We start from the raw sequence: 20994 nt of genomic DNA, 5'->3' as shown, positions 1-20994 counted from the left end.
AAATTGTTAAGGCAGGCAGCTGCTTATTGCAGTCTATGTTCCCGGCAGGCTTCAATTTGCGCCGCAGGCAAGGACTCACCTATTACCGGTTCAAGAGCTAACTGCACTTTTGGGATCAGTGCCTGAAACTCCGCCAGCAAAACCTCTTCGCTTACGCTTTCATTAAACACAAGTGTCACCTTTAAGCTTTGCGGGAAACGCTGATAATTAACCTCGTGCGTCAGCCAGATAAAACCTTCATGATCAAACTTTGCGGCTTCGCACATTTGAGTCAGTTCGCGGATTATCTCGCGCTCAATTTTTTTGTCCGTTTTTCGCATAGAAACCTTTCGTATTCGTTCAACAGAAAGCCTCGGCTATATTGGTATGGAAAGCGTATTTATTACGGTGCTCTATGCTGGTAGCATGTGGTTGTCGATAAGTTAGGTAGAAGCCTTATAACGCGTACTTCGCCCACCGCCTTCTGTTTTATAAAGCAGCCCTTGTGCAACCATATCCGCCAAATGTCGCGTCGCCGTTGCTTTGCTCACCTTAGCCACCGACTTATACTGCGATGCATTAATGCCGTCCGAAAAATCACCATCCAACAACCGGTTAAGCACCTTTTGCTGATTTGGTTGAATATTTTTATCCGCGTGGTGAGCCCAGAATTTTGCCTTAGCGACAACCCTGTCAATTTTTATTAGGGCGGCATCAACAGCCTCAGCAAGTGTTTGTAAAAACCAAACAAGCCATGGCGTTATATCAACCCCATGTTTCTGAGTATATTCCAGTATGTCGTAATAACCCGTACGATTTGCCAGAATCGCTTCAGACATCGCAAATAATCGAATACTTTGTCTGTCCGCCTGAGCCAGAGCTCTGTCGGTAAGCGCTCGAGTTATTCGCCCATTACCATCCTCAAATGGGTGTATTGTCACAAACCACAAATGGGCAATAGCAGCACGTAACAAAGGGTCATAGTGCAAGTCCTGCTGCGTTTCGTTGTACCAATTAACAAAGCTTTCGAGCTCTGTTTCTATATTGGCTCTTGGCGGGGCTTCAAAATGAACGGTCGGCCGTGTAATAGGCCCAGAAACAATTTGCATGGGTGCTTCACCGCGCAAAACGCCAGGCTCTACTTTTTGCATAAGTGATTCATGATGTTCAAACAACCACCTATGCCAGTTTAGTAGCCTTTCTAAGTTAATTGTCTCATCCAGGTCTGTTACTGCAGAGCGCATTAAACTGGCTAACCCTTCCGACGAACCATCTGTCTTTACCGGTGATTTGTCATTGATACCAAGTTGCCGAGCTAAGGAGGAGCGCACCGCGTACACATCAACTTTTTCACTTTCTATCGCCGACGATGCAACAATATTTGCCAAGAGCGTATCCAGACTAAACTCAGCGTCATTCTCAACTAGTGCAGATTTACCCTTTAGCTGACCAAGACGATCATAAACACCACGCAACAAAGGCGTCAGCTGTTGTTGCTGCCACACCATGTTCGGCCAGTCTTTGTGCTGCCAAAGCCACGCGGTCATTTGCTGATTACCTTAGTTGCTTGCGTCGTGAGCTGAATACTAAAGTTATTCGGCTCGATTTATGAGCCAAATAGTAGGTGTATTCGGCTCATTTTGCAAACATTGGTACTTCTGTACCTTTTACCTGCTAAAGCCAATACGGGACTAAATCTACTAAAAGACTACCTGCGATCAGATACATTACCGCACTGATTAATGCATTGATAATACGCCAGGTTCTTGGTTTATTCAGTTTGTTCGCAAGTTTTTTTGCAACAAATACCAGTGTATAGAACCAGGCTGCCGAGGCACATAAAGCTCCGGCAACGAACCACGGTCTATAGACTTGCTCAAAGCCAGCAGTAACACCGCCAACCAGAACAACAGTGTCTATATAAACGTGTGGGTTTAGAAATGTCATTGCAAAAGCCATCAATAATGCGCTTTTAAGCGATGTTCTTTTGCTTTCACCCTTTTCTATCGATAATCGACTTTCACCTTTTATCGCAGCTTTTAGCGCATTACTTCCATACCAGATTAAGAAAATAGCACCCGCTAAGCTCAGCATTTGCCCCCAGATGCTTTCAATCGAAAAGAGCGCGCCAACGCCAAATACGCCCGCACCAATAAGTAGAATATCGCCGATAAAGCAAACGGTCGCCGCTGCAAACGGATGATTATTCGTTAGCCCGGTTTTTAACAGAAAGGCATTCTGGCTACCAATTGCAATAATCAATCCACCAGAAATTACGGCACCCATAACGAATACACTGACAAACTCGAACATTATCACTTCCTGCGTTGTTCTAATCGTTTAAGTCAACGATAATGGAAATTATCGTCAGTTTAATATAAAGAAACAAATAGTCAATATAATGACCGATAAAGATAAAACAGCTATTAACGAAGCTATCGCAAAACGCGTTTACACCTTTCGTAAGCAATACGGAATGTCCCTTGATGAGCTGGCTAAAAATGCCGAAATCAGCAAAGGAATGCTAGTGCAAATAGAGAAAGGGCGTGCAAACCCAAGTATCGGAATTCTATGCAAATTAGCCAATGCACTTGCCGTTTCTGTGGCGGATATAGTAGCTGTATCAGACGACCCTAAAGTAACGATTCGACAGCCTCAGGACATTCCGACACTCTGGAATGGTGATCATGGGGGGGTTGCTCGACTGCTTGCAGGTTCAAAGGGCACAATCATGATCGAGTTATGGCGATGGTCTATGTTTCCCAAAGAACAATTTGTATCTGAGGCGCACTCTAAAGGAACCATTGAACTCATTCACGTTGAGGGGGGTTGTTTAGACGTTTTGGTGAATGAAGAAACTTATACTTTATCGGCAGGTGACTCAATGACCGCCGAAATGGACGTTGCGCACACCTACCAAAACAGCACTAACGAACCCGTTCACTTCACAATGACGGTCTACGAAAAGTCGAGGTAGAGGTCTCATTGAAAGTTTCTCTTCAAATATCAAATCAAATTTTGACCTATGGACCCAAGTATCGTGAATTCCAACAGGCTTTATCTAATAGTCGATCTTGAAGCCACCTGCTGGGACGGCAATGTTGAAGGTTTAGACCGAAAGCAAACCGTCGATGATATGGAAATTATCGAGTTCGGTTGTGTTATCGCGGAAGACAATGGCACCGTAAGAGACTACCGCTCTTTCATGGTGCGCCCACAATCACACCCTAACCTTAGTGAGTTTTGTACACAACTGACCAGCATCGCACAAAGTGATGTTGACGCGGCTCCTGTTTACCAAAGTGTTGTCCCTGAAATAGACCAGTGGTTAAAGAATTATAAGTTAGAGGGTTGGGGGTCATGGGGTAATTACGACAAAAACCAAATTAGCGCGGAGCAAAGACGTCATAACCTGGCGCCAGAGTTTTTCTCACTGTCGCACATGAACATCAAGCAAGAGTGGCGGCGGGGCAAAGTGAATAGTCGTAGCGCTGACTTAGCCAATGCTATGAAATATCATGGTTTATCGTTTGAGGGAACGCACCATCGCGGTATTGATGATGCGTTGAATATTGCCCCGTTGTTGCGGTTTACTGACTTATGAGATCGCACCTGCGATAATAACCGCAGGCTACGTCAAAATGCATTATTCGATGTTCTGGATCTGCTCACGCATCTGCTCAATCAAAACCTTTAATTCCACCGCAGCCGCGGTAATGTCAGAGTTGATAGACTTAGAGGCGAGTGTATTTGCTTCGCGGTTGAACTCTTGCATCATAAAGTCCAGGCGTCGTCCGCAAGGGCCGCCTTTTTTCAGTATTTTGCGGGCTTCTTCCACGTGGGCGTCTAAGCGGTCGAGCTCTTCGGCTACGTCGGTTTTCTGCGCCAGCATCACCATTTCCTGCTCTACGCGCTGCGGCTCTAACTCAACTTTAGCTTCTTCAAAACGGGTTAGTAAGCGCTCACGTTGCCAGGCCATCACTTCCGGCATGCGCTCACGCACAAAAGCCACCTGCGTGGTCACACCGTCGAGGCGTTCCTGCAGCATTTTATCAATGGCTGCGCCTTCGCTTTTGCGGTTCTCGATAAAGTCGTTAGTGGTCTTTTCCAGTGCGGCCAAAACGTCTTTTTGCAGCTCGTCCATGTCCTGGTCCTGAGCAGCAACAACGCCAGGCCACTTTAAAACATCAATAGGGTTTAACTGCCCTGCAGCGGAATGCTGACTCACCCACTTGGCGCTGGCAATCACGCTTTTTGCCAGGTCTTCGTTAATCGACAAAGCGCTTTGCTGCGCTTCGTCTACCTGCAGGCTAAGCTTGCACTCGACTTTGCCGCGCTGCAGCTTTTTACGAAACTGCTCACGTAGTGAATTTTCCAGAGAGCGAAAGGTTTCCGGCAGGCGGAAGTAGGTTTCCAGATACCGTTGGTTAACGGAACGAATTTCCCAAACTGCGGTGCCCCAGTCGGCTTTTTGCTCGTAACGAGCATAACCGGTCATACTTTGAATCATGTCGGTTCCTTTGCTGCTAAGCAGCCGTTGCGGATGACGTTGTGATAACAATGTGCGCTGATATTACCTGTGATCCCGACCAAGGTGAAGTCAAAGCCTCGATAAATAAAGATGTCACACTTATAACGGCCAACCTGACTTTATTACTGAGTACGCAACATTAAGCCACACAGTAAACCGCCGTAGCCGGCCACAACAAAGGAAATAAAAGATGAAATCCACAATAGCCGTTATTTTGTCATTCATAGTCAATGCCAGTATGAACCCCACGTTCGCCAATGAACACTCAGACATTCTTTCAAGTCAGGTGTCGGGTAGCGGACAGGATATGCTGCTAATACCCGGCCTTACCAGCGACAGTCGAGTTTGGCAGGATACTGCACATAAACTTAGTAAAAATTATCGGGTTCATCAGCTCAGTATTGCCGGGTTTGGTGACCAACCACATTACCGGCCACTACGGCAGCAATTTACCCAGCCCGTCATGGCTGCCATAACCAACTATCTAACTGACCATACCTCTGGGAATGCGGTGATTGTAGGTCATAGTCTGGGCGGCTTCCTCGGTTACCAGTTAGCCGTAGCCGATAAGCCTGCCATAAGCTGTGTGGTTGCCGTTGATGGCGTCCCGTTTTTCTCTGCATTGGTGACGAGGAACCCGGCCTTAACTGCAGACCAGGCCAAACCTCAGGCACAGCAATTACTGTCGGTTTATCAGCAAATGTCTGCAGCAACCATGGCGGCTCAAACAGCGCAGGGAGTCTCCCGTCACACCGCTTTAACTCAAGGGCAAGAACTTATTGTAGATATGGCTAAATCGTCCGATCCGAAAACGGCAGGGCGTGCTATCTATGAGTTGATGACAACAGATTTAAGGCCTCAATTAACACAACTGGAGATTCCGGTGTTACAGATGGCAGCAACGGGTGCATTTCCGAAAGAGCAACGCGCTGCCGCTATGACGCATTACCAAAAACAAGTCAGTGGTAGCAACCTGATAACCTTGGTAGAGTTTGATCAGGCGCGGCATTTTATTATGTGGGACCAGCCGCAATCCTTTATTCAGCAAACCACCGACTTTATCGAGGAGCGTTGTCATGCACAGTAACATCGCTGCGTTAACTCAACACGTCAAACACGCGCAAGCCGGTGATAAATCAGCTTTTGCTGAAATTGTTCAGTGCACACAAAACCTGGTTGCCAGTGTCGCGCTGGCCATTGTTCAGGACGTTAAAGCTAGTGAAGATGTGGCCCAAGAAGCCTATATACTGGCCTGGCAGAAAATGAACCAGTTGAAACAGGCACAAAGCTTTTTACCCTGGCTGCGGCAAACCACCCGCCATTGTGCTTATCAGTGGCTTGAGAAGGAAAAACACAATCACCGGCAACACCAAAAACCTCTCGACAAAGAGCTGGAACAGCTAATAGCAACTGAACAGCCAGATGAGGACTTTACACAGCAACAGCGGAACCAAATTATTGCACAAGCACTCACTCGCCTGCCCGATGACAGCCGCGATATTGTGCTGCTGTACTACCGAGAGCAACAGTCCAGTGAGCACGTTGCTGAACTGTTGGGTGTTGACGCCGCAACGGTGCGTAAACGCTTGTCACGAGCCCGCAAAACGTTGGCGCAGGATCTTCTCAGCCGAGTCGGGAAAGCTGCCTTACTCAGTGCTCCGTCACTCAGCGTCACCACGATACTCAGCTCGACACTAACATTTGGCAGTCCACCGGCAGCAGCGGCTGGCTTATCCGCTTCCGGCGCACTCGGTAGCGGAATCAAGTGGATCACCTTTTTGGGTATTGCAGCCATTGGTATTTTTGCCGCTTTAGCCGGCTTGTTTATCGGCTCTCGTCAAGCACAGAAGTACGCCCCAACACACCAGGCGAAACAGCATCTGGTTCGTTTGCGAAATCGGGCAGCCGTATTCTTGGTCGTTATAGGCGGTTTGTTTTTTGCCAGTTATGAGCTGGACCCCGGCTGGATTCTTCCGCTTGCGACCTACAGTCTGTTAGTGACTGGCATCATGTACTATCAAGTTCAGGTGCAGCGTCACGTTAATAACCCAAAATCAAAACGCTGGAGCTGCTATTTAGGCGCCATTTTGGGTTTTGGTGGCGGGGGAATATCATTCATTGCGGGTTTAATCATGAGTGGCCGACTCTAGTCGGCCACCACTTTACTCAGTTACCGCTTTGCGTGTTTCTCGCGGTTCTTTTGTTTCTGTTCGGCGTTCTTTTTCATCATTACGTAGGCTGCGCCGCGGCCACCATGTGGTCGCTGTGCGCTATGAAACGCCAGTACAGGTTCCAGCTCGCGCAGCCACTTATTCACGTAACTTTTTATCAGTGCCGGATGCGGCTTTGTGTGCTTGCCCATGCCGTGGATAATTAAAGCCGTACGTACACCGGCGGCGTGACAATCTTTCACAAAGTTAAACAGTGCCGTGCGCGCCTCTGCCAACGTATGGTGGTGCAAGTTCAAACTGGCTTCCATGCTGTAACGCCCCTGTTTAAGGCGTTTATACACTCCAGCCTGAACACCGTCCCGATGAAACTCAATAACGTCATCCGGCTCCACTAAATCCACATATTCGGTCGATAAAAAGTTTTCGTTTTCAGCTTCTTCTGCCTCAGCGGCACGGCGGCGCTCTTTTTGTGCCAGCGTCGGTTCAAAAGCCTGCTTAATATCAGCAACTTCTTCCCCCGCCAAGGGCGTTACGTCAGTCATTTCCTGACGAAACAGCTCAAATTCTTCATCATCTGAACGCGACATACTGCCTCCCGTCCATATTTTTCTAATCGGTCTAGTGTAATACGTTGCTGCGCGAATCGCGATCCATTAATCGTGCAATTCTGCTACAATTGCGCTCAATTTATACATTGCGACATTCACTCAGTAAGGAGATGACATGCGTCCAAGTGGCCGTACGGCACAACAAATTCGACCGGTAACCATTACCCGTAACTTTACCAAACACGCAGAAGGCTCGGTTTTAATCGAGTTTGGCGAAACCAAGGTGCTTTGTAATGCCTCGGTAGAAAGAGGTGTTCCTCGCTTTTTAAAAGGTAAAGGCCAGGGCTGGGTTACCGCTGAATACAGCATGTTACCACGCGCAACTCATACCCGTTCTGCCCGCGAAGCCTCCCGCGGTAAACAAGGCGGTCGTACCTTAGAAATTCAGCGCTTAATTGGCCGTTCACTGCGTACCTGCATCGACATGAGCGCCTTAGGTGAGCACACCATTACTATCGACTGTGACGTGATTCAGGCCGACGGCGGCACACGTACCGCGTCTATTACCGGTGCTTGTGTCGCCTTAGTTGACGCGCTGAACTGGATGCGGGCGCAAGGTATGGTCAAAGTGAACCCGTTAAAAGAAATGGTCGCGGCAATTTCAGTCGGTATTTTAGATGGCGAGCCGGTCAGCGATCTTGAATACATTGAAGACTCAAAAGCCGATACTGACATGAACATAGTGATGACAGAAGCCGGTAAGTTTATCGAAATTCAGGGCACAGCCGAGGGCGAAGCCTTCAGTTTTGACGAAATGAACAGCCTGGTTGAAATGGCGCGTCACAGTATTCGCGAGTTGATTGATATTCAGAAACAAGCTTTAGCATAAATTTGGTGTAACAGTAGGTGAGGAACCCTTCGGCAATGAAAGCGTATCAAAAAGAGTTTATTGAGTTTGCCATAGAGCGTGGCGTATTAAAGTTTGGTGAGTTTACCTTAAAGTCCGGCCGCACCAGCCCGTACTTTTTTAATGCCGGGCTGTTTAATAAAGGTTCTGACTTAGCACGCTTAGGCCGCTTTTATGCCGCCGCGCTGGTCGACTCCGGTATCAATTTTGATGTGCTTTTTGGCCCGGCTTACAAAGGCATTCCTATTGCCACTGCCACAGCGGTCGCCTTATACGACCACCATCAGCAAGACACCCCATATTGCTTTAACCGTAAAGAAAAGAAAGACCACGGCGAAGGCGGTAACCTGGTGGGCTCAGCGCTGGAAGGCAAAGTGATGCTGGTGGATGACGTGATCACCGCAGGCACAGCTATTCGTGAAGCCATGGAGATTGTCGAAGCCAACGGCGCAGAATTGTCCGGTGTTCTGATTGCTCTGGATCGTCAGGAAAAAGGCAAAGGCGAACTATCGGCGATTCAGGAAGTTGAGCGTGATTTTAATGCCCAGGTGGTTAGCATTGTAAGCTTGAATGATGTCATCAACTTTTTGAAAGATGACGACACTTTTAACGAATATCTTCCCAAAGTTGAAGCGTATCGCGCCGAGTTCGGCGTCGCCTGATACGAATGTGCGTAGCCTGACGTTTACGTCAGGTCCAATATCTCACCTGACATGAATGTCAGGCTACCAGGAAAACGGCAATAAGTGATTGCCGTTTTCATTCACGCCAGGTGGAATATCGGGGAATAAGAGTGCGCCTGACGGTTGCGAGGGGTCTTGTGGAGGTGTGCAGCGCCGTGGATGGCGCTGCTCAAGTCCTACAAGGATGTATTCACGGGCGTCCTCCAAAAGACTCCTCGTAACCTCAGCACTCGCTTTCCCAGTTTCCCAGCCGCTACAGCTTTTCCTGTGGCTGCCAGGCAATACCAATGCTGCCGTTTACAATCTGGCATTCGCCACCTGAAGACTGCACGCGACTGGATTCCCCGCGCTGTGCAATTAGGCGGAAGTCTTTATTTAGCAAGCTAACCTGCTTACGCTCGCCACACAAAATGCGCATAGAATCGATTAAGCCACGATCACTGAGAAAGTTTGTTGTTGGCTCTTCCTGAACAACATCATCGCCTTTCGCAAACTCGGCGGTTTGTAATCCATACGGAGAGATAACCCCCGATGCTCCGGCGACCAGATAATGAAACGTAGCAGCTACGGCATTATCGGTTCCTTGTGCATCTTCCACCATAAACGCACCACGCTCACCAATAATGTTGAAAGCGCCGCTTTCTAAATTCACTTCCATTGCGGTGTTTTCGTCAATACCAATAGATAATGGTGTGGAACTCGCAGCCGCCAGACGCATTAAGCGCCCCTGCCGCCCGCGCTCAGAAAACTCAGTATCCAATGTGGCATAGTGAAACAAACTTAAGCCGCCCAGCGGATGGTAAGTCAGGCTATCAGGTCCAACATTCGGCGGACAGGTGGTGTCTAAATTGCAACCAAATGGAGGAGGATCGGAAGCAATCGCTCCCTCTTTTATGGCCTGAGCGGTTGTGCCATTAGAAATCATAGGCTTAGAAGTCATAACCGCAGTGCCGGCACCCGTTCCGCCAATAACCACTTCCTTTTGTTGCACAGCTGCAATAATCGTCTTCAGCACATCGCCGGGTTCATTATTCGCCTTAATAAAGGTTGAACGAGTCAGGTTCTGATCACCATCATTAAAAAACAGTCCATCGGCATCGGCCAGCATCTCTGCGGCCGCATCAGAATCTTTGCAAAAAGCGACTTGCTCCTGATACCGGTCTTTATGCACCCGGTCACGTTCATAAGCACCTAATTGCTTTTGCTGAATTTTTGCCAGTTCATCGCAACGACCTTCCCGCTGAGCTTTTACTACAGCAGAATCCAGTGGCAGCCAATGCACTTCTGCTCCCAGCTGTTCAAATACACTATTGTAAAAATCTATCTTATCGTACGGATTACGTGATGCAGAGGTCAGGAAATACACCTTTGGCTTCCGTTCATCTCCGGCAACTGACTGCGCCATTTCAACAAAGCGCTGAAAAATTGCTTTTGACTCACCTTTGAGGTTTTCATCCAGATTAACCACTTCACGTGCGGAATCCGGAACCGGTAGCTCAATTAAGTCAATAATCCGGTTCCACTCAGCATCTGACAACGAGTTATAAAGCTGTTGTGTCGCCCGCCGGGTAAACTCACGCAGAAAAACGCGCTCAGGAACAATGTCTTCTTTTAAACGCTCGTGAATTAATTCCAGCGCATCAGCAACTTTTTTGCGAGTTTCTTCACGGTAACTAGGCCAAACCGACTCTGCCGTTGCTCTCGAACGAAATTTTTTCGACAGGTTTAAATACCTGTCGGTGCGCATCGTTTCCTTATCAATCCAGTCAACGTCATCACAGTTATCCGACGCGAAACTGGAACAGGCCGTCAGACCGCCACCAGCCAACAATAAATGTCGGTATGTATCGTCATCGGCAGCATTTGACGGCGCCGCAAAAGCTGATGACAATGCCGCCAAAGAGAGCAAGGAAAACAACGACTTAACCATAAATAAAACCCCTAGTTACCGACGGCTTTCACCGCTAGAATATTTCAACTAACAAAATCAACAGGCTGCAACGCTAGAGCGTTAACAACCCAACTGTCAAATATAGGACAATAGATTAACGCATTTATTATAGACAGACCTAAAATTCTCGCAGAATTAACTTATGTGATACGGCATAGTAAACTCACTGTTAATAAGCGTAAACCTATGAAAATAAATAATTTTCAGGGCTCGTGACGAGCATCCGAACACTGCTATACTAATCTCTCTTTTATGAAATAAGATCACACGTGTTGTTATGAAGTCACCGTTACGTTTTTGCGTTCTGTTACTGCTCGCGGGCCTGCTCCCGATGACCAGTTTTGCCTTCTCAGAGCAGAAACTGACTTTCCGTGCTCCCGAGGAAGGTCCCTTTACGCAATATGTAACAGCGGTGCTTGAAGAGGCATACGAAAAACTCGGTATTGAACTCGAGTACATCGAACTTCCCCGCTTACGAGGTGAGCAGTTGGCTGCTGAAGGTACCATCGCCGGGGAGCTGGGAAGAACAGCGCTACTTGAAGACAAGCGCCGGCACCTGCGCCGGGTGCCTTTTCCACTATTCACTTTCGATATTATCGCGGTAGCCGATCGTCGTAACTGTGGTTACTGCCCATTGTCAGAAATGAAAAGTCTGGCCTATGTTAACGGTATGGACTCAATTACCAAATTGGTCGAAAACCTGCCTTACGAACCGTCTATTGTCACCCCTATTGATATTGAGCAAGTGGTAAAATTACTCGATTCGGGGCGCATTCAAATGGCATTTATGGGGGATTTTCAATTTGAAAATTCAGATCTGAAAGATAACCCTCATTTAATTACTCATAAGTTATCGACAGAGGTTGGTTTTCATTATCTGAATGAAGAGCATGCGAGACTGATACCTCAACTGACTTATCACCTGCAAACTATGCGCGACAACGGCCGGATGAAGGCACTGCGCGAGCAGTATGGTGTCACCCTGGAAACACCAATACAGCCCATAAAGCGTCCTGAGCAACTGACGGTTGTAGGAGCCATACACCAGGGCTTACTGAATGCCGACGGCACGGGCAAATTATGGAATTTGGCTAAATCCGTATTTCCGACTTTTACCTCCCGGCTCAATACGGTTGTCAGCAGTTGGCAGCGAAGTATTCAATTACTACAGGAAGGCCGTGCAGATGCGTTAATCGGTGTTCGTCCTGATCAGAAAATAAAAAATATCATTCTGTCTAAATATCATATTGGCTACGACGACAGCATTTTTCTTTTCACCCTTGAACAACCGAATGATGGTCCTATTTGTGTATCCGGCCCTCGCTTCATGCAAACCTTAGTGGATACCGACCGACCCTTTTACCGGGCCTCGAATTCACTGGACTGCTTTGCACTGCTGGATATGGAAAGGGTCAGTGCGGTAATAGACTACAAGGACAACCTGCCTGACTGGACCGAAAAGCCCTACAAGAAACAGAAGCTGTCGGGACCACAACCTTTATTCATGGCCTTTCTCGACAACAACAGAGGCCGTGCACTTCGTCAACTATTTGATAACACGCTGTTCGAACAGACAATTGAAAAAAGGGCTAAACAGCAAATTAACGAGCGCCTGTAAAATCGTTCTGGCGCCAGGCTTCATAAGCAAAAATAGCCACTGAATTGGATAAATTCAGGCTTCGGCTGGTGTCCGCCATTGGCAACCGCAACCAGTTCTCTTGTGGAAAAGTTTCCAGGACCTCCATTGGCAGCCCGCGAGTTTCAGGGCCAAACAACAAAACATCGCCGGCCTCATAAGCCACTGCAGAGTAATTTGTCTTACCTTTGGTTGTGCACGCAAAAATGCGGTTAAACGAGGTACTATTCAGAAAGCTCTGCCAGTCTTTATGGATATTTACAGAAGCTAAATCGTGATAATCAAGACCCGCCCGACGTACTTTTTTTTCATCCAGCTCAAACCCTAAGGGCTCAATTAAATGCAAGGACATGCCCGTGTTCGCCGCCAAACGAATAACGTTGCCGGTATTAGGGGGAATTTCAGGCTCAAACAGTACAAGGTGCAACATGGTCGTTTTCATCACTTGGGTAAAAGCGGTAGAATAGCAGAATATCTTTTATAAATGTGTACCGGTACTGTGGCAAATCAGAAAAACTACCAACAGAATTATGCTTTTTGGGTACGACTGGCTAGTACAGCGTCGGTTATCGTTGCCATAATCCTAATTACCATTAAGCTTTTTGCCTGGTTCCAGACAGAATCCGCCAGTATGCTGGCATCTCTCACCGATTCAATTTTAGACAGCGGCGCTTCCATATTCAGCTTTTTTGCGATTCGCTACGCTTTGCAACCAGCAGATGAAGAGCATCGATTCGGTCACGGTAAAGCCGAATCCCTGGCGGCGTTAGCGCAAAGCGCCTTTATTTCCGGTTCCAGCATGCTGCTTATTTTTCACAGCGTTCAACAGTTTATGCAGGGCGGCAGTGTGCCTAAAGTGGGTTACGGTATCGCGGTTTCTGCCATTGCTATTGTCATTACCTTTGTTTTAATTGTTATACAGCGTATGGCTATTCGTCATACCAACTCTCAGGCCGTGCAGGCCGATAATCTTCACTATCAGTCGGACATACTGCTGAACTTAGCCGTTATTGTGGCGTTAATTTTAAGTAGCTATGGCTGGCTCTGGGCTGACAGTATTTTTGCCATGGGCATTGCCGTTTACCTCATTATTGGCGCAGTTCGTATTGGCTGGGATGCATTTCAGGCACTGATGGATCGTGAGTTGTCAGAAGAGCTGCAAGAGCAGATTGCTAATATCACAATGGCGGTAAACGGCGTTAAAGGCTTTCACGGTCTACGCACACGGGAGGCAGGCCCGGTGCGCTTTATTCAGTTACACATTGAGCTGGCCAACGAATTGTCTTTATTACGGGCTCACGCCATTGCCGATGATGTTGAAGCACAGCTGATGAAAGCTTTCCCGGGCGCCGATATTATTGTCCACATGGATCCTGAAATTGTCGCCGTGGTAGAAGGTTCACTTAAGCGTTAGCAAGTTTCCGGGTTTCTTCAATAAGAGCGTCCAGCACAGGTTGACGAAACTTGTCAGTTTCCATCATAAGCTCGTGCGATGCACCTTTAATGGTCTCAAACCTAAAGTGGTCCCGGGTAACCGCAGCAGCTACTTTCTTTTGTCCTGACGCGGAAACCACTTTATCATTCCCTGCCTGAAACAGAATGACCGAAATGGTAATGTCATTTGCCAGTTTCTGCGCGTTGATAGCGGCACTGATGGCCTCATACAGCCAATTAAATGTGGGCCCGCCTAGCTGAACATCCGAAACATTATCATAAGCATCCCGAAACGCCTTATATCGCTGTCGGCTATGTGTCAGAACGTTCTCTTCAAAAGGCACCGGCTTATAATTTCCCATACCGAGAAAATACCACGGTTTTGCCAGCCAGCGGTTTAACCAGGCTCCCGCAAAAACTATCCAACGCGCGAACCAATAAGGCACTATTCCTGTTTCTATAGAAAACATAGGAGCAGAGAGTATGAGTTTTTTATAAGGATGCTGGTAAGTGGCACAGTAAATGGTCGCTATTGTTCCGCCCATCGAGTGAGAAAACAGTGTTTTGGGTACATCGCCAAATCGTGCCACTAACAGGTTGGTAAAGTCCGAAAAGTCACGTACAAAGTCATTAAAGTTTTCGACATGTCCCTGATGAGGGTTCGCCGTCAGGCGCCCCGACAATCCCTGCCCACGGTGATCCAGTGCCGCAACAGAAAAGCCCTGCTGTGCCAGCTCCCAAAACAGTTCCTGATACTTCAGTGCCGACTCTATTCGCCCCGGAGCAATAACCACTAAGGGTGCGGAGTCACTATGTCGGTAATAGGCAAAATGTAATTTGAGACCATCAAACGCAGCAAAATACTCAGAGGTAACTTGTTGTTCCCAAAAGACTTCGACTTGAGCCTTAAAAAACTCCAGCCATTCGGGCGTGTCGTCTGCAGGGCGTTGTTGTGTAGTAGGCGGTTGCTTCATTCTTTCTGTTCGGGCTGACTTTTGGGTAAGTCTAACACGACTTCAAGTCCCCCTTCAGAGTGATTATGAGCTTTTAATTCACCACCCAGAACAGCCGCCGCGCGATGACTCAAGGCTAAACCAAGACCAACGCCGGCTTTATGGTGTCGCGCCGGATCGCCGCGATAAAAAGGCACAAACAGTTTACTTATGGTGCTCTCATCAACCCCCGGGCCGTGATCCCGAATGCGAATATGACAGCCTTTGCCGTAATCGTCACAGGAAAGCTCTACGTTATCTTCGGTGTAGTGCAGTGCATTACGGACAATATTTTCCAGAACCAGCCGCAGCAATTCAGGGTCAGTATCAATAACCGGCCAGTTGCTACCATGCCGCAGCAAGCGCTCGCGTACTTCTGGATGCTGATAACACATATCATTAATAAGCTGCTGCACCAGTTCACCGCTATCCAGGCTTTCATGGTTCAGATCAACCAGCCCATTCTCCAGTCTCGACAGCGAAAGAATTCGCTCAATAATCACACTGAGACGTTCCGTATCGCGGCGCAATTGTTGCCAATTAGGGTCGTCCTCATTGCAATCGGCTAAATCCAGAGCCACCTGCATACGCGCCATAGGTGAACGTAATTCGTGCGATACATCGCTGAGTAATCGCCGTTGCGCGTCACGCGAAGTTGCTAAGTCGACCGCCCCTTGCGATAAAGCCCGTGCCAGTTCACCAATTTCATCACCACGTTTAGGTAAACGTTTAAGTTCAGGCGTTGCACTACCATCAGCCACTTCGCGCATTGCCAGAATCATTCGTCGTATAGGTCGAATAAGCCAAATACCCAGTAATACTGCGAGTAAACCGCTACCAACCATTAAGGTCAGTATGCGCGCGCGGGTCGATTCTGCTTCCAACCGCTCACGGTCAACCTGCTCTTCAATGCCTAAGGGCTTAGTCACCAGAATTTTATTGCCGTCGAGCTCGAACGGACCCATTAACAAACGCTCGTCCAGAGGAATCTGCTGCGGAGACTCTTGACCCAGCATACGCAATAGCGTGGAACCGTGACTTACGCGCAGCATCTCGTCCATTAATAGCTTTTCGCTGCCCTGCACCGACAACTGTGCGGCAACGCGGTAGTCGCCAGCAATAAGCCGGCCGGGTTGTAGAGAGTGAAAGGTTAACGCATCGCTCAATAAAGGCTGTAACGTCTGATAAATCTCCGGCTCCAGTGGTTTAAGTTCAGCTTTAGGTTTGTTCCAAACCGCCAACAAATAACCACTGGCCGCTGTGACCGAAAGCAGCGCCCAAAAAATGAAAAGTAATCTCAGAGCAAGCGATCGGTACCACCGCGTACGCCGGTTCTTCATAAGCTTGCAATCAGTCGGTAGCCGCGACCTCGTATAGTTTGAATACGATCAGGTTTTGCCGGGAATTTCTTCCGGATGTTACTGATATGCACGTCAAGACTGCGGTCAAAAGGCTCCATTTTTCGTCCCAGTGCCGCAACAGAAAGCTGATCTTTACTGACCATTTGACCGGCTTGCTGCATCAGACAACGCAAAATATCAAACTCAGTTGGTGTCAGAATCAGTTCAGCATCATCGCATTTTACTTCCGTAGTAGCCGGATCCAGCACTATGCCACAAACGTTCAGGCTTTCATTCTGCATGGTTGTGTTTGGCGTGCGACGCAGCAAAGCTCTTACACGGGCAATCAGCTCACGTGGATTAAAAGGCTTTGGCAGATAATCATCTGCGCCAAGCTCCAGCCCCATGACTCTGTCATCATCGTCACCACGAGCCGTCAGCATCAGCACCGCGGTATCACGATGTTGTTGGCGTAACCGCTGCAAAAGCTGCATACCATCAATGCCGGGTAGCATAACGTCCAGCAAAATAAGTTCGTAGTCACCGTTAAGTGCTTTATCAAGACCAGTGACACCATCTTCGGCGACACTTAAATCCACAGATTCACGTTTAAACAATTCTGTCAGCATGACAGACATTTCAGTATCATCGTCAATGAGTAGTACGGAATGTCTCATAACTTGTTGTTCTCTCCAGAAATAAATCCATGATCCAAAATGCCGGGGATGGATACGACCCTCTTTACATAACTTTTACTTTAGCAGAGTTTTCAACTTTCGGGTTAAGGTATTCCTTCCCCAGCCCAGCCATGCGGCTGCTTTTTGTTTATGTCCGGAAAAACGTTTTAAAGCAGTCTGTAACGCAACCTGCTCCAGCTGCTGCTGATAACTTTGCAGAACATCCTGCGAGTTTAACGGCTGCTGTTCCAGCTCAGTTTGCAAAAAGTGTAACCAGGTAAGCTCACCGCCTGGCTCTGTCGAACCTGGCTCTGAAGTCACCAGAATGTCTTCAGGCAAGTCCCGGGGACTTATTTGCTGCCCGGGCGCCATAACGGTTAGCCAGCGACAGGTATTTTCCAGTTGTCGGACGTTACCTGGCCAATTGTAACTCTTTAATGTGCTAAGCGTTTCATTTAACAATGTTTTTGGTGTGACATTCAACTCTTCGGCCGACTTTTTAAGAAAGTGTCTTGCCAGAGTATCGATATCTTCCGCCCGCTCACGCAGAGGCGGCAGCCGCAAACGGATAACGTTAAGACGATGATAAAGGTCATCCCTGAATGTGCCCTGGTTAACCAAGTGTTCTAGTTCCCGGTGGGTGGCGGCAATAACGCGCACATCCACTTTTACCGGTTGCAACGCTCCCACCGGGTAAAACTGTCCTTCGGCCAGAACTCTCAACAGCCGTGTCTGAACTGGTAAAGGCATATCGCCAATTTCATCCAGAAACAAAGTACCACCGTCAGCTTGCTGAAAACGCCCGACGCGTTTACGGTCGGCTCCGGTAAAGGCCCCGCGTTCGTGCCCGAACAGCTCCGACTCAATTAAATCGGCGGGTATTGCTGCCATGTTAAGCGCAATAAAAGGTTTATCCGCCCGTGGGCTGTGTTTATGCAGAGCTCGCGCGACAACTTCTTTGCCAGTACCGGTTTCTCCGGTAAGCAGCACACTAACGCTTGAGCCCGACAAGCGACCGATAGCACGAAACACATCCTGCATAGGCGTGGCTTCACCAATAAGCTCGGGAACTGAATTTGCGTCTATTTGCGCGGGCGCATTTTCACTTTGTCTGGCATGCTGCAGAGCACGGTCAACGGCGGTAATAGCTTCATCAATGTCAAAGGGCTTTGCCAGATACTCAAATGCGCCGCCCTGAAACGCTTTTACCGTTGTCTCGAGATCGGAATGCGCGGTCATAACCACAACAGGCAAATGCGCCTCGGTCTGATGCAGCCGCTCCAGTACAGCCAGGCCGTTTTCTCCCGGCATACGGATATCGGTGAGCACAACGGTTGGTTTATCGCTCTTTAGAGCCATGAAAAAGTCTTCGCCATTGGCAAAACTGCGCACGTGATAACGGCTATCAGCAAAGGCTTTTTCCAGTACCCAGCGAATAGAGTCGTCATCATCAATTATCCATAACTGAGCATTAGTGGTCATCCGTCACCTCATTACCATTTTCTGCTGAAAGATAAGGCAAATACACTGAAAATCGGGTTTTTCCGGGACTGGAATCAAAATCAATTTTCCCTTTATGCTGATGCACTAAATTTTGTGCCAGCGACAAGCCGAGTCCGGTTCCTTCAGCACGGCCGCTTATCAACGGATAAAACAGGGTTTCGCGCAACTCGGCCGGAATACCGGGCCCATTATCGGTCAAAGTAACCACCGCACATTGTCGATAGCGCTGTCCAAACAGAGTCAATTGGTGTTCTACCCGCGTTTTAATTGTAATAGTGCCTTCGCCTGACATAGCTTGTGCTGCATTTTGGGCAATATTCAAAAACACCTGTTCACAAGCTTCCGCAACCACCTGAATATCCGGCAGCGACGGGTCGTAATCCCGAACTAAATTCAGCGAGTCTCCATATTCGTACACCAAAGTTCTGGCAACTCTTTCCAACACTTCATGAATATTGGTTTCCTTCGACTCGCCCCTTTTTACCGGCCCTAATAACCTGTCGACCAAATACCTTAACCGGTCCGACTGGGTGATGATCAAGTCCGTATACTCTGTCAGGCTCTCGTCCGGAAGTTGCCGTGCCAGTAACTGCGCAGCGCCGCGTAAACCTCCCAGAGGGTTCTTTATTTCATGCGCCATACCGCGCAATAAGTGCTGGGTAGCGAATAGCTGATTACGCTGTTGATCTTCCTGATTTATTCGCCGCAACTGGTCTACTTGTTTTAATTCCAGTAGCAAAGCACGTCCAAAAGGTTGCTCTACTGTTTGAATACTGGTTTCCACCCGAATATTGTGCCCGGAATGCAGCGCGAACTGAGCTTCCGCATTCAGCACCGTTTGCTCGCTATTCAGGCACTCCATCAGCGTTTCTGACGCCAGCGAACACTGATAAAAAGCCGCAGTGAAAGGTTCGCCCAACAGGCGTTTTGCACTGTGATCGAGTAAGGATTCAGCAGACGAATTGACGTAACGGATGGTCAGGCGATCATCGAGGATGAGTATGCCTGTGAGTAGTTGGTTAAGTAGCGCGCTATCGTTCACGAAGGCAGGATAAATTACGCACCAAGTTGGTGCAACCGGGTAAGGCAAGACACCTTACCCGGCCAGTAACCATTAAACGCTGTAGTACATATCGAATTCTACCGGGTGGGTAGTCTTCTTCAATGTCTCTACTTCGTTGTACTTAAGATCGATGTAGGCATCAATCATGTCGTCGTCCATAACGCCGCCTTGCTTAAGGAAGTCGCGGTCTTTATCCAGCGCGTCCAGAGCCATTTCCAGTGAGTGACAAACGGTCGGAATGTCTTTCGCTTCTTCAGGAGGCAGATTGTATAAATCTTTGTCCATGGCATCGCCAGGGTGGATCTTGTTACGGATACCGTCAAGGCCAGCCATTAACAGCGCAGTAAAGGCCAGGTACGGGTTCGCACTTGGGTCAGGGAAGCGCACTTCAATACGGCGACCTTTCGCGCTGGAAACCAATGGAATACGGATAGAAGCCGAACGGTTACGGGCGGAATAAGCCAGCATCACCGGTGCTTCAAAACCAGGAACCAGACGCTTGTACGAGTTAGTAGAGGCGTTCGCAAAAGCGTTAATGGCACGTGCGTGCTTAATAATACCGCCAATATAGAACAGCGCGGTTTCGCTCAAGCCTGCGTACTGGTCGCCGGCAAATAAGTTTTCGCCGCCTTTGTTCAGTGACATATGCACGTGCATGCCAGAGCCGTTATCGCCAACCAGTGGCTTCGGCATAAAGGTTGCGGTCATGCCGTAAGAGTGCGCGACGTTATGCACCACATACTTATAAACCTGCAGTTCATCAGCTTTCTTAGTCAGAGTATTGAAGCGTGTAGCCACTTCGTTCTGACCTGCTGTTGCTACTTCGTGGTGATGGGCTTCAACAACCATACCCATGTCTTCCATTACTAAGCTCATGGTGCCACGAATGTCGTGCGCTGAGTCTACCGGAGGTACCGGGAAGTAGCCGCCTTTTACTCCAGGACGGTGAGCCAGGTTACCTTCTGAATATTCACGGCCTGAGTTCCACTTCGCTTCTTCCGCGTCAATCTTGTAGAACGAACCACTCATGTCTGTGTGGAAACGTACGTCGTTGAACAGGAAGAACTCAGGTTCCGGACCGAAGTAAGCGTCGTCTGCAATGCCTGATGAGCGCAGGAAATCTTCCGCACGCTTTGCAATTGAACGAGGGTCACGGCTATAGCCCTGCATAGTTTCCGGCTCAAGAATGTCACAACGTACATTCAATGTGACTTCATCAGTAAAGGGATCAATCACCGCAGACTCGTTGTCTGGCATCAGTACCATGTCTGATTCGTTAATGCCTTTCCAGCCGGAAATAGATGAACCATCAAACATTTTACCTTCTTCAAAGAAGTCTTCATCGATTTGCGACACCGGAATAGTGACGTGTTGCTCTTTACCTTTAGTATCGGTAAAGCGTAAATCGACGAATTTTACGTCGTGTTCTTTGATGGTATCGAAAATCTTATTAGCTGACATGTTGTCCTCCGTAGACAGCGTCTAAAAATACAGCTTGAGTATAGCAAAGCCTGTGCCAACTGACTTTTTTGTTTATATTCATAAAGTTAGTTCATTTAGCACTATAATGCGTAAATTA

Annotated in this window: 21 protein-coding genes; 8 read left to right on the top strand and 13 right to left on the bottom strand. The window is 48.2% G+C overall.

The window, feature by feature from the left end:
* Positions 1 to 23: 23 nt before the first annotated feature.
* The 3 genes from DEU30_RS11375 to DEU30_RS11365 all read right to left on the bottom strand — a co-directional run bounded on the left by DEU30_RS11375 (position 24) and on the right by DEU30_RS11365 (position 2292).
* A complete protein-coding gene (locus DEU30_RS11375; RefSeq protein ID WP_011235642.1) occupies positions 24 to 320 on the bottom strand; it encodes a hypothetical protein in 297 nt (98 codons plus the stop codon).
* Positions 321 to 422: 102 nt separating this feature from the next.
* The gene (locus tag DEU30_RS11370) at positions 423 to 1526 is read right to left on the bottom strand and encodes a Fic family protein (RefSeq protein ID WP_011235643.1); all 1104 of its coding nucleotides are present in this window, start codon (positions 1524 to 1526) and stop codon (positions 423 to 425) included.
* A gap of 127 nt (positions 1527 to 1653) precedes the next feature.
* Complete coding sequence (locus tag DEU30_RS11365) at positions 1654 to 2292, bottom strand: LysE family transporter (RefSeq protein WP_011235644.1); 639 nt, start codon at positions 2290 to 2292, stop codon at positions 1654 to 1656.
* Positions 2293 to 2380: 88 nt separating this feature from the next.
* Here DEU30_RS11365 and DEU30_RS11360 point away from each other — a divergent pair, with 88 nt between their 5' ends.
* Together DEU30_RS11360 and DEU30_RS11355 are read left to right on the top strand one after the other, a co-directional pair.
* On the top strand, positions 2381 to 2956 hold the full coding sequence (locus DEU30_RS11360; RefSeq protein WP_011235645.1) for an XRE family transcriptional regulator: 576 nt from the start codon (positions 2381 to 2383) through the stop codon (positions 2954 to 2956).
* A 63-nt stretch (positions 2957 to 3019) separates the two neighbouring features.
* Positions 3020 to 3583 (top strand): 3'-5' exonuclease, encoded by a 564-nt coding sequence (locus DEU30_RS11355; protein ID WP_016341406.1) that lies wholly within the window; start codon positions 3020 to 3022, stop codon positions 3581 to 3583.
* A 42-nt stretch (positions 3584 to 3625) separates the two neighbouring features.
* On the opposite strand, the gene DEU30_RS11350 is transcribed toward DEU30_RS11355, so the two are convergent.
* Positions 3626 to 4489, bottom strand: coding sequence for a YicC/YloC family endoribonuclease (locus DEU30_RS11350; RefSeq protein WP_011235647.1), 864 nt, complete (start codon positions 4487 to 4489; stop codon positions 3626 to 3628).
* A gap of 211 nt (positions 4490 to 4700) precedes the next feature.
* Between DEU30_RS11350 and DEU30_RS11345 the strand changes: the two genes are divergently transcribed.
* The gene (locus DEU30_RS11345; RefSeq protein WP_011235648.1) at positions 4701 to 5597 is read left to right on the top strand and encodes an alpha/beta hydrolase; all 897 of its coding nucleotides are present in this window, start codon (positions 4701 to 4703) and stop codon (positions 5595 to 5597) included.
* Complete coding sequence (locus tag DEU30_RS11340; RefSeq protein WP_114982248.1) at positions 5587 to 6660, top strand: sigma-70 family RNA polymerase sigma factor; 1074 nt, start codon at positions 5587 to 5589, stop codon at positions 6658 to 6660. Before DEU30_RS11345 ends, DEU30_RS11340 begins: the two co-directional genes overlap by 11 nt.
* A gap of 20 nt (positions 6661 to 6680) precedes the next feature.
* On the opposite strand, the gene smrA is transcribed toward DEU30_RS11340, so the two are convergent.
* Entirely contained in the window at positions 6681 to 7268 is a 588-nt protein-coding gene (gene smrA / locus DEU30_RS11335; RefSeq protein ID WP_114982247.1) for a DNA endonuclease SmrA, read from the bottom strand.
* Positions 7269 to 7404: 136 nt separating this feature from the next.
* On the opposite strand from smrA, the gene rph reads away from it, so the two are divergent.
* Together rph and pyrE are read left to right on the top strand one after the other, a co-directional pair.
* On the top strand, positions 7405 to 8118 hold the full coding sequence (rph, locus tag DEU30_RS11330) for a ribonuclease PH (protein WP_011235651.1): 714 nt from the start codon (positions 7405 to 7407) through the stop codon (positions 8116 to 8118).
* Positions 8119 to 8153: 35 nt separating this feature from the next.
* Complete coding sequence (pyrE, locus tag DEU30_RS11325; RefSeq protein ID WP_114982246.1) at positions 8154 to 8798, top strand: orotate phosphoribosyltransferase; 645 nt, start codon at positions 8154 to 8156, stop codon at positions 8796 to 8798.
* A gap of 274 nt (positions 8799 to 9072) precedes the next feature.
* Here pyrE and DEU30_RS11320 read toward each other — a convergent pair whose 3' ends face one another.
* Complete coding sequence (locus DEU30_RS11320) at positions 9073 to 10749, bottom strand: cyanophycinase (RefSeq protein ID WP_011235653.1); 1677 nt, start codon at positions 10747 to 10749, stop codon at positions 9073 to 9075.
* 298 nt (positions 10750 to 11047) lie between these two features.
* Here DEU30_RS11320 and DEU30_RS11315 point away from each other — a divergent pair, with 298 nt between their 5' ends.
* Complete coding sequence (locus tag DEU30_RS11315; RefSeq protein WP_016341407.1) at positions 11048 to 12388, top strand: hypothetical protein; 1341 nt, start codon at positions 11048 to 11050, stop codon at positions 12386 to 12388.
* Here DEU30_RS11315 and trmL read toward each other — a convergent pair.
* Positions 12372 to 12836: a tRNA (uridine(34)/cytosine(34)/5-carboxymethylaminomethyluridine(34)-2'-O)-methyltransferase TrmL gene (gene trmL / locus DEU30_RS11310; RefSeq protein ID WP_011235655.1), complete on the bottom strand. Its 465-nt coding sequence runs from the start codon at positions 12834 to 12836 to the stop codon at positions 12372 to 12374. The two genes, DEU30_RS11315 and trmL, sit on opposite strands and share 17 nt — an antisense overlap.
* A gap of 54 nt (positions 12837 to 12890) precedes the next feature.
* Between trmL and DEU30_RS11305 the strand changes: the two genes are divergently transcribed.
* Positions 12891 to 13820, top strand: coding sequence for a cation diffusion facilitator family transporter (locus tag DEU30_RS11305; protein ID WP_011235656.1), 930 nt, complete (start codon positions 12891 to 12893; stop codon positions 13818 to 13820).
* On the opposite strand, the gene DEU30_RS11300 is transcribed toward DEU30_RS11305, so the two are convergent.
* The 6 genes from DEU30_RS11300 to glnA all read right to left on the bottom strand — a co-directional run bounded on the left by DEU30_RS11300 (position 13810) and on the right by glnA (position 20876).
* Positions 13810 to 14814, bottom strand: coding sequence for an alpha/beta hydrolase (locus DEU30_RS11300; RefSeq protein WP_011235657.1), 1005 nt, complete (start codon positions 14812 to 14814; stop codon positions 13810 to 13812). The genes DEU30_RS11305 and DEU30_RS11300 overlap by 11 nt on opposite strands.
* On the bottom strand, positions 14811 to 16073 hold the full coding sequence (locus DEU30_RS11295) for a HAMP domain-containing sensor histidine kinase (RefSeq protein WP_227016379.1): 1263 nt from the start codon (positions 16071 to 16073) through the stop codon (positions 14811 to 14813). The genes DEU30_RS11300 and DEU30_RS11295 overlap by 4 nt, the downstream gene beginning before the upstream one ends.
* Before the next feature lie 95 nt (positions 16074 to 16168).
* Complete coding sequence (locus DEU30_RS11290) at positions 16169 to 16849, bottom strand: response regulator transcription factor (protein ID WP_011235659.1); 681 nt, start codon at positions 16847 to 16849, stop codon at positions 16169 to 16171.
* Between the two features lie 75 nt (positions 16850 to 16924).
* Entirely contained in the window at positions 16925 to 18331 is a 1407-nt protein-coding gene (gene ntrC / locus DEU30_RS11285; RefSeq protein ID WP_011235660.1) for a nitrogen regulation protein NR(I), read from the bottom strand.
* The gene (glnL, locus tag DEU30_RS11280) at positions 18321 to 19394 is read right to left on the bottom strand and encodes a nitrogen regulation protein NR(II) (RefSeq protein WP_231378597.1); all 1074 of its coding nucleotides are present in this window, start codon (positions 19392 to 19394) and stop codon (positions 18321 to 18323) included. Before glnL ends, ntrC begins: the two co-directional genes overlap by 11 nt.
* Before the next feature lie 72 nt (positions 19395 to 19466).
* Entirely contained in the window at positions 19467 to 20876 is a 1410-nt protein-coding gene (glnA, locus tag DEU30_RS11275; RefSeq protein ID WP_011235662.1) for a glutamate--ammonia ligase, read from the bottom strand.
* Positions 20877 to 20994: the final 118 nt, after the last annotated feature.

Source organism: Idiomarina sp. 017G, from assembly GCF_004362265.1.
GTDB classification, from domain to species: Bacteria; Pseudomonadota; Gammaproteobacteria; order Enterobacterales; family Alteromonadaceae; genus Idiomarina; species Idiomarina loihiensis.
This window is presented reverse-complemented; position numbering and strand designations above follow the sequence as displayed.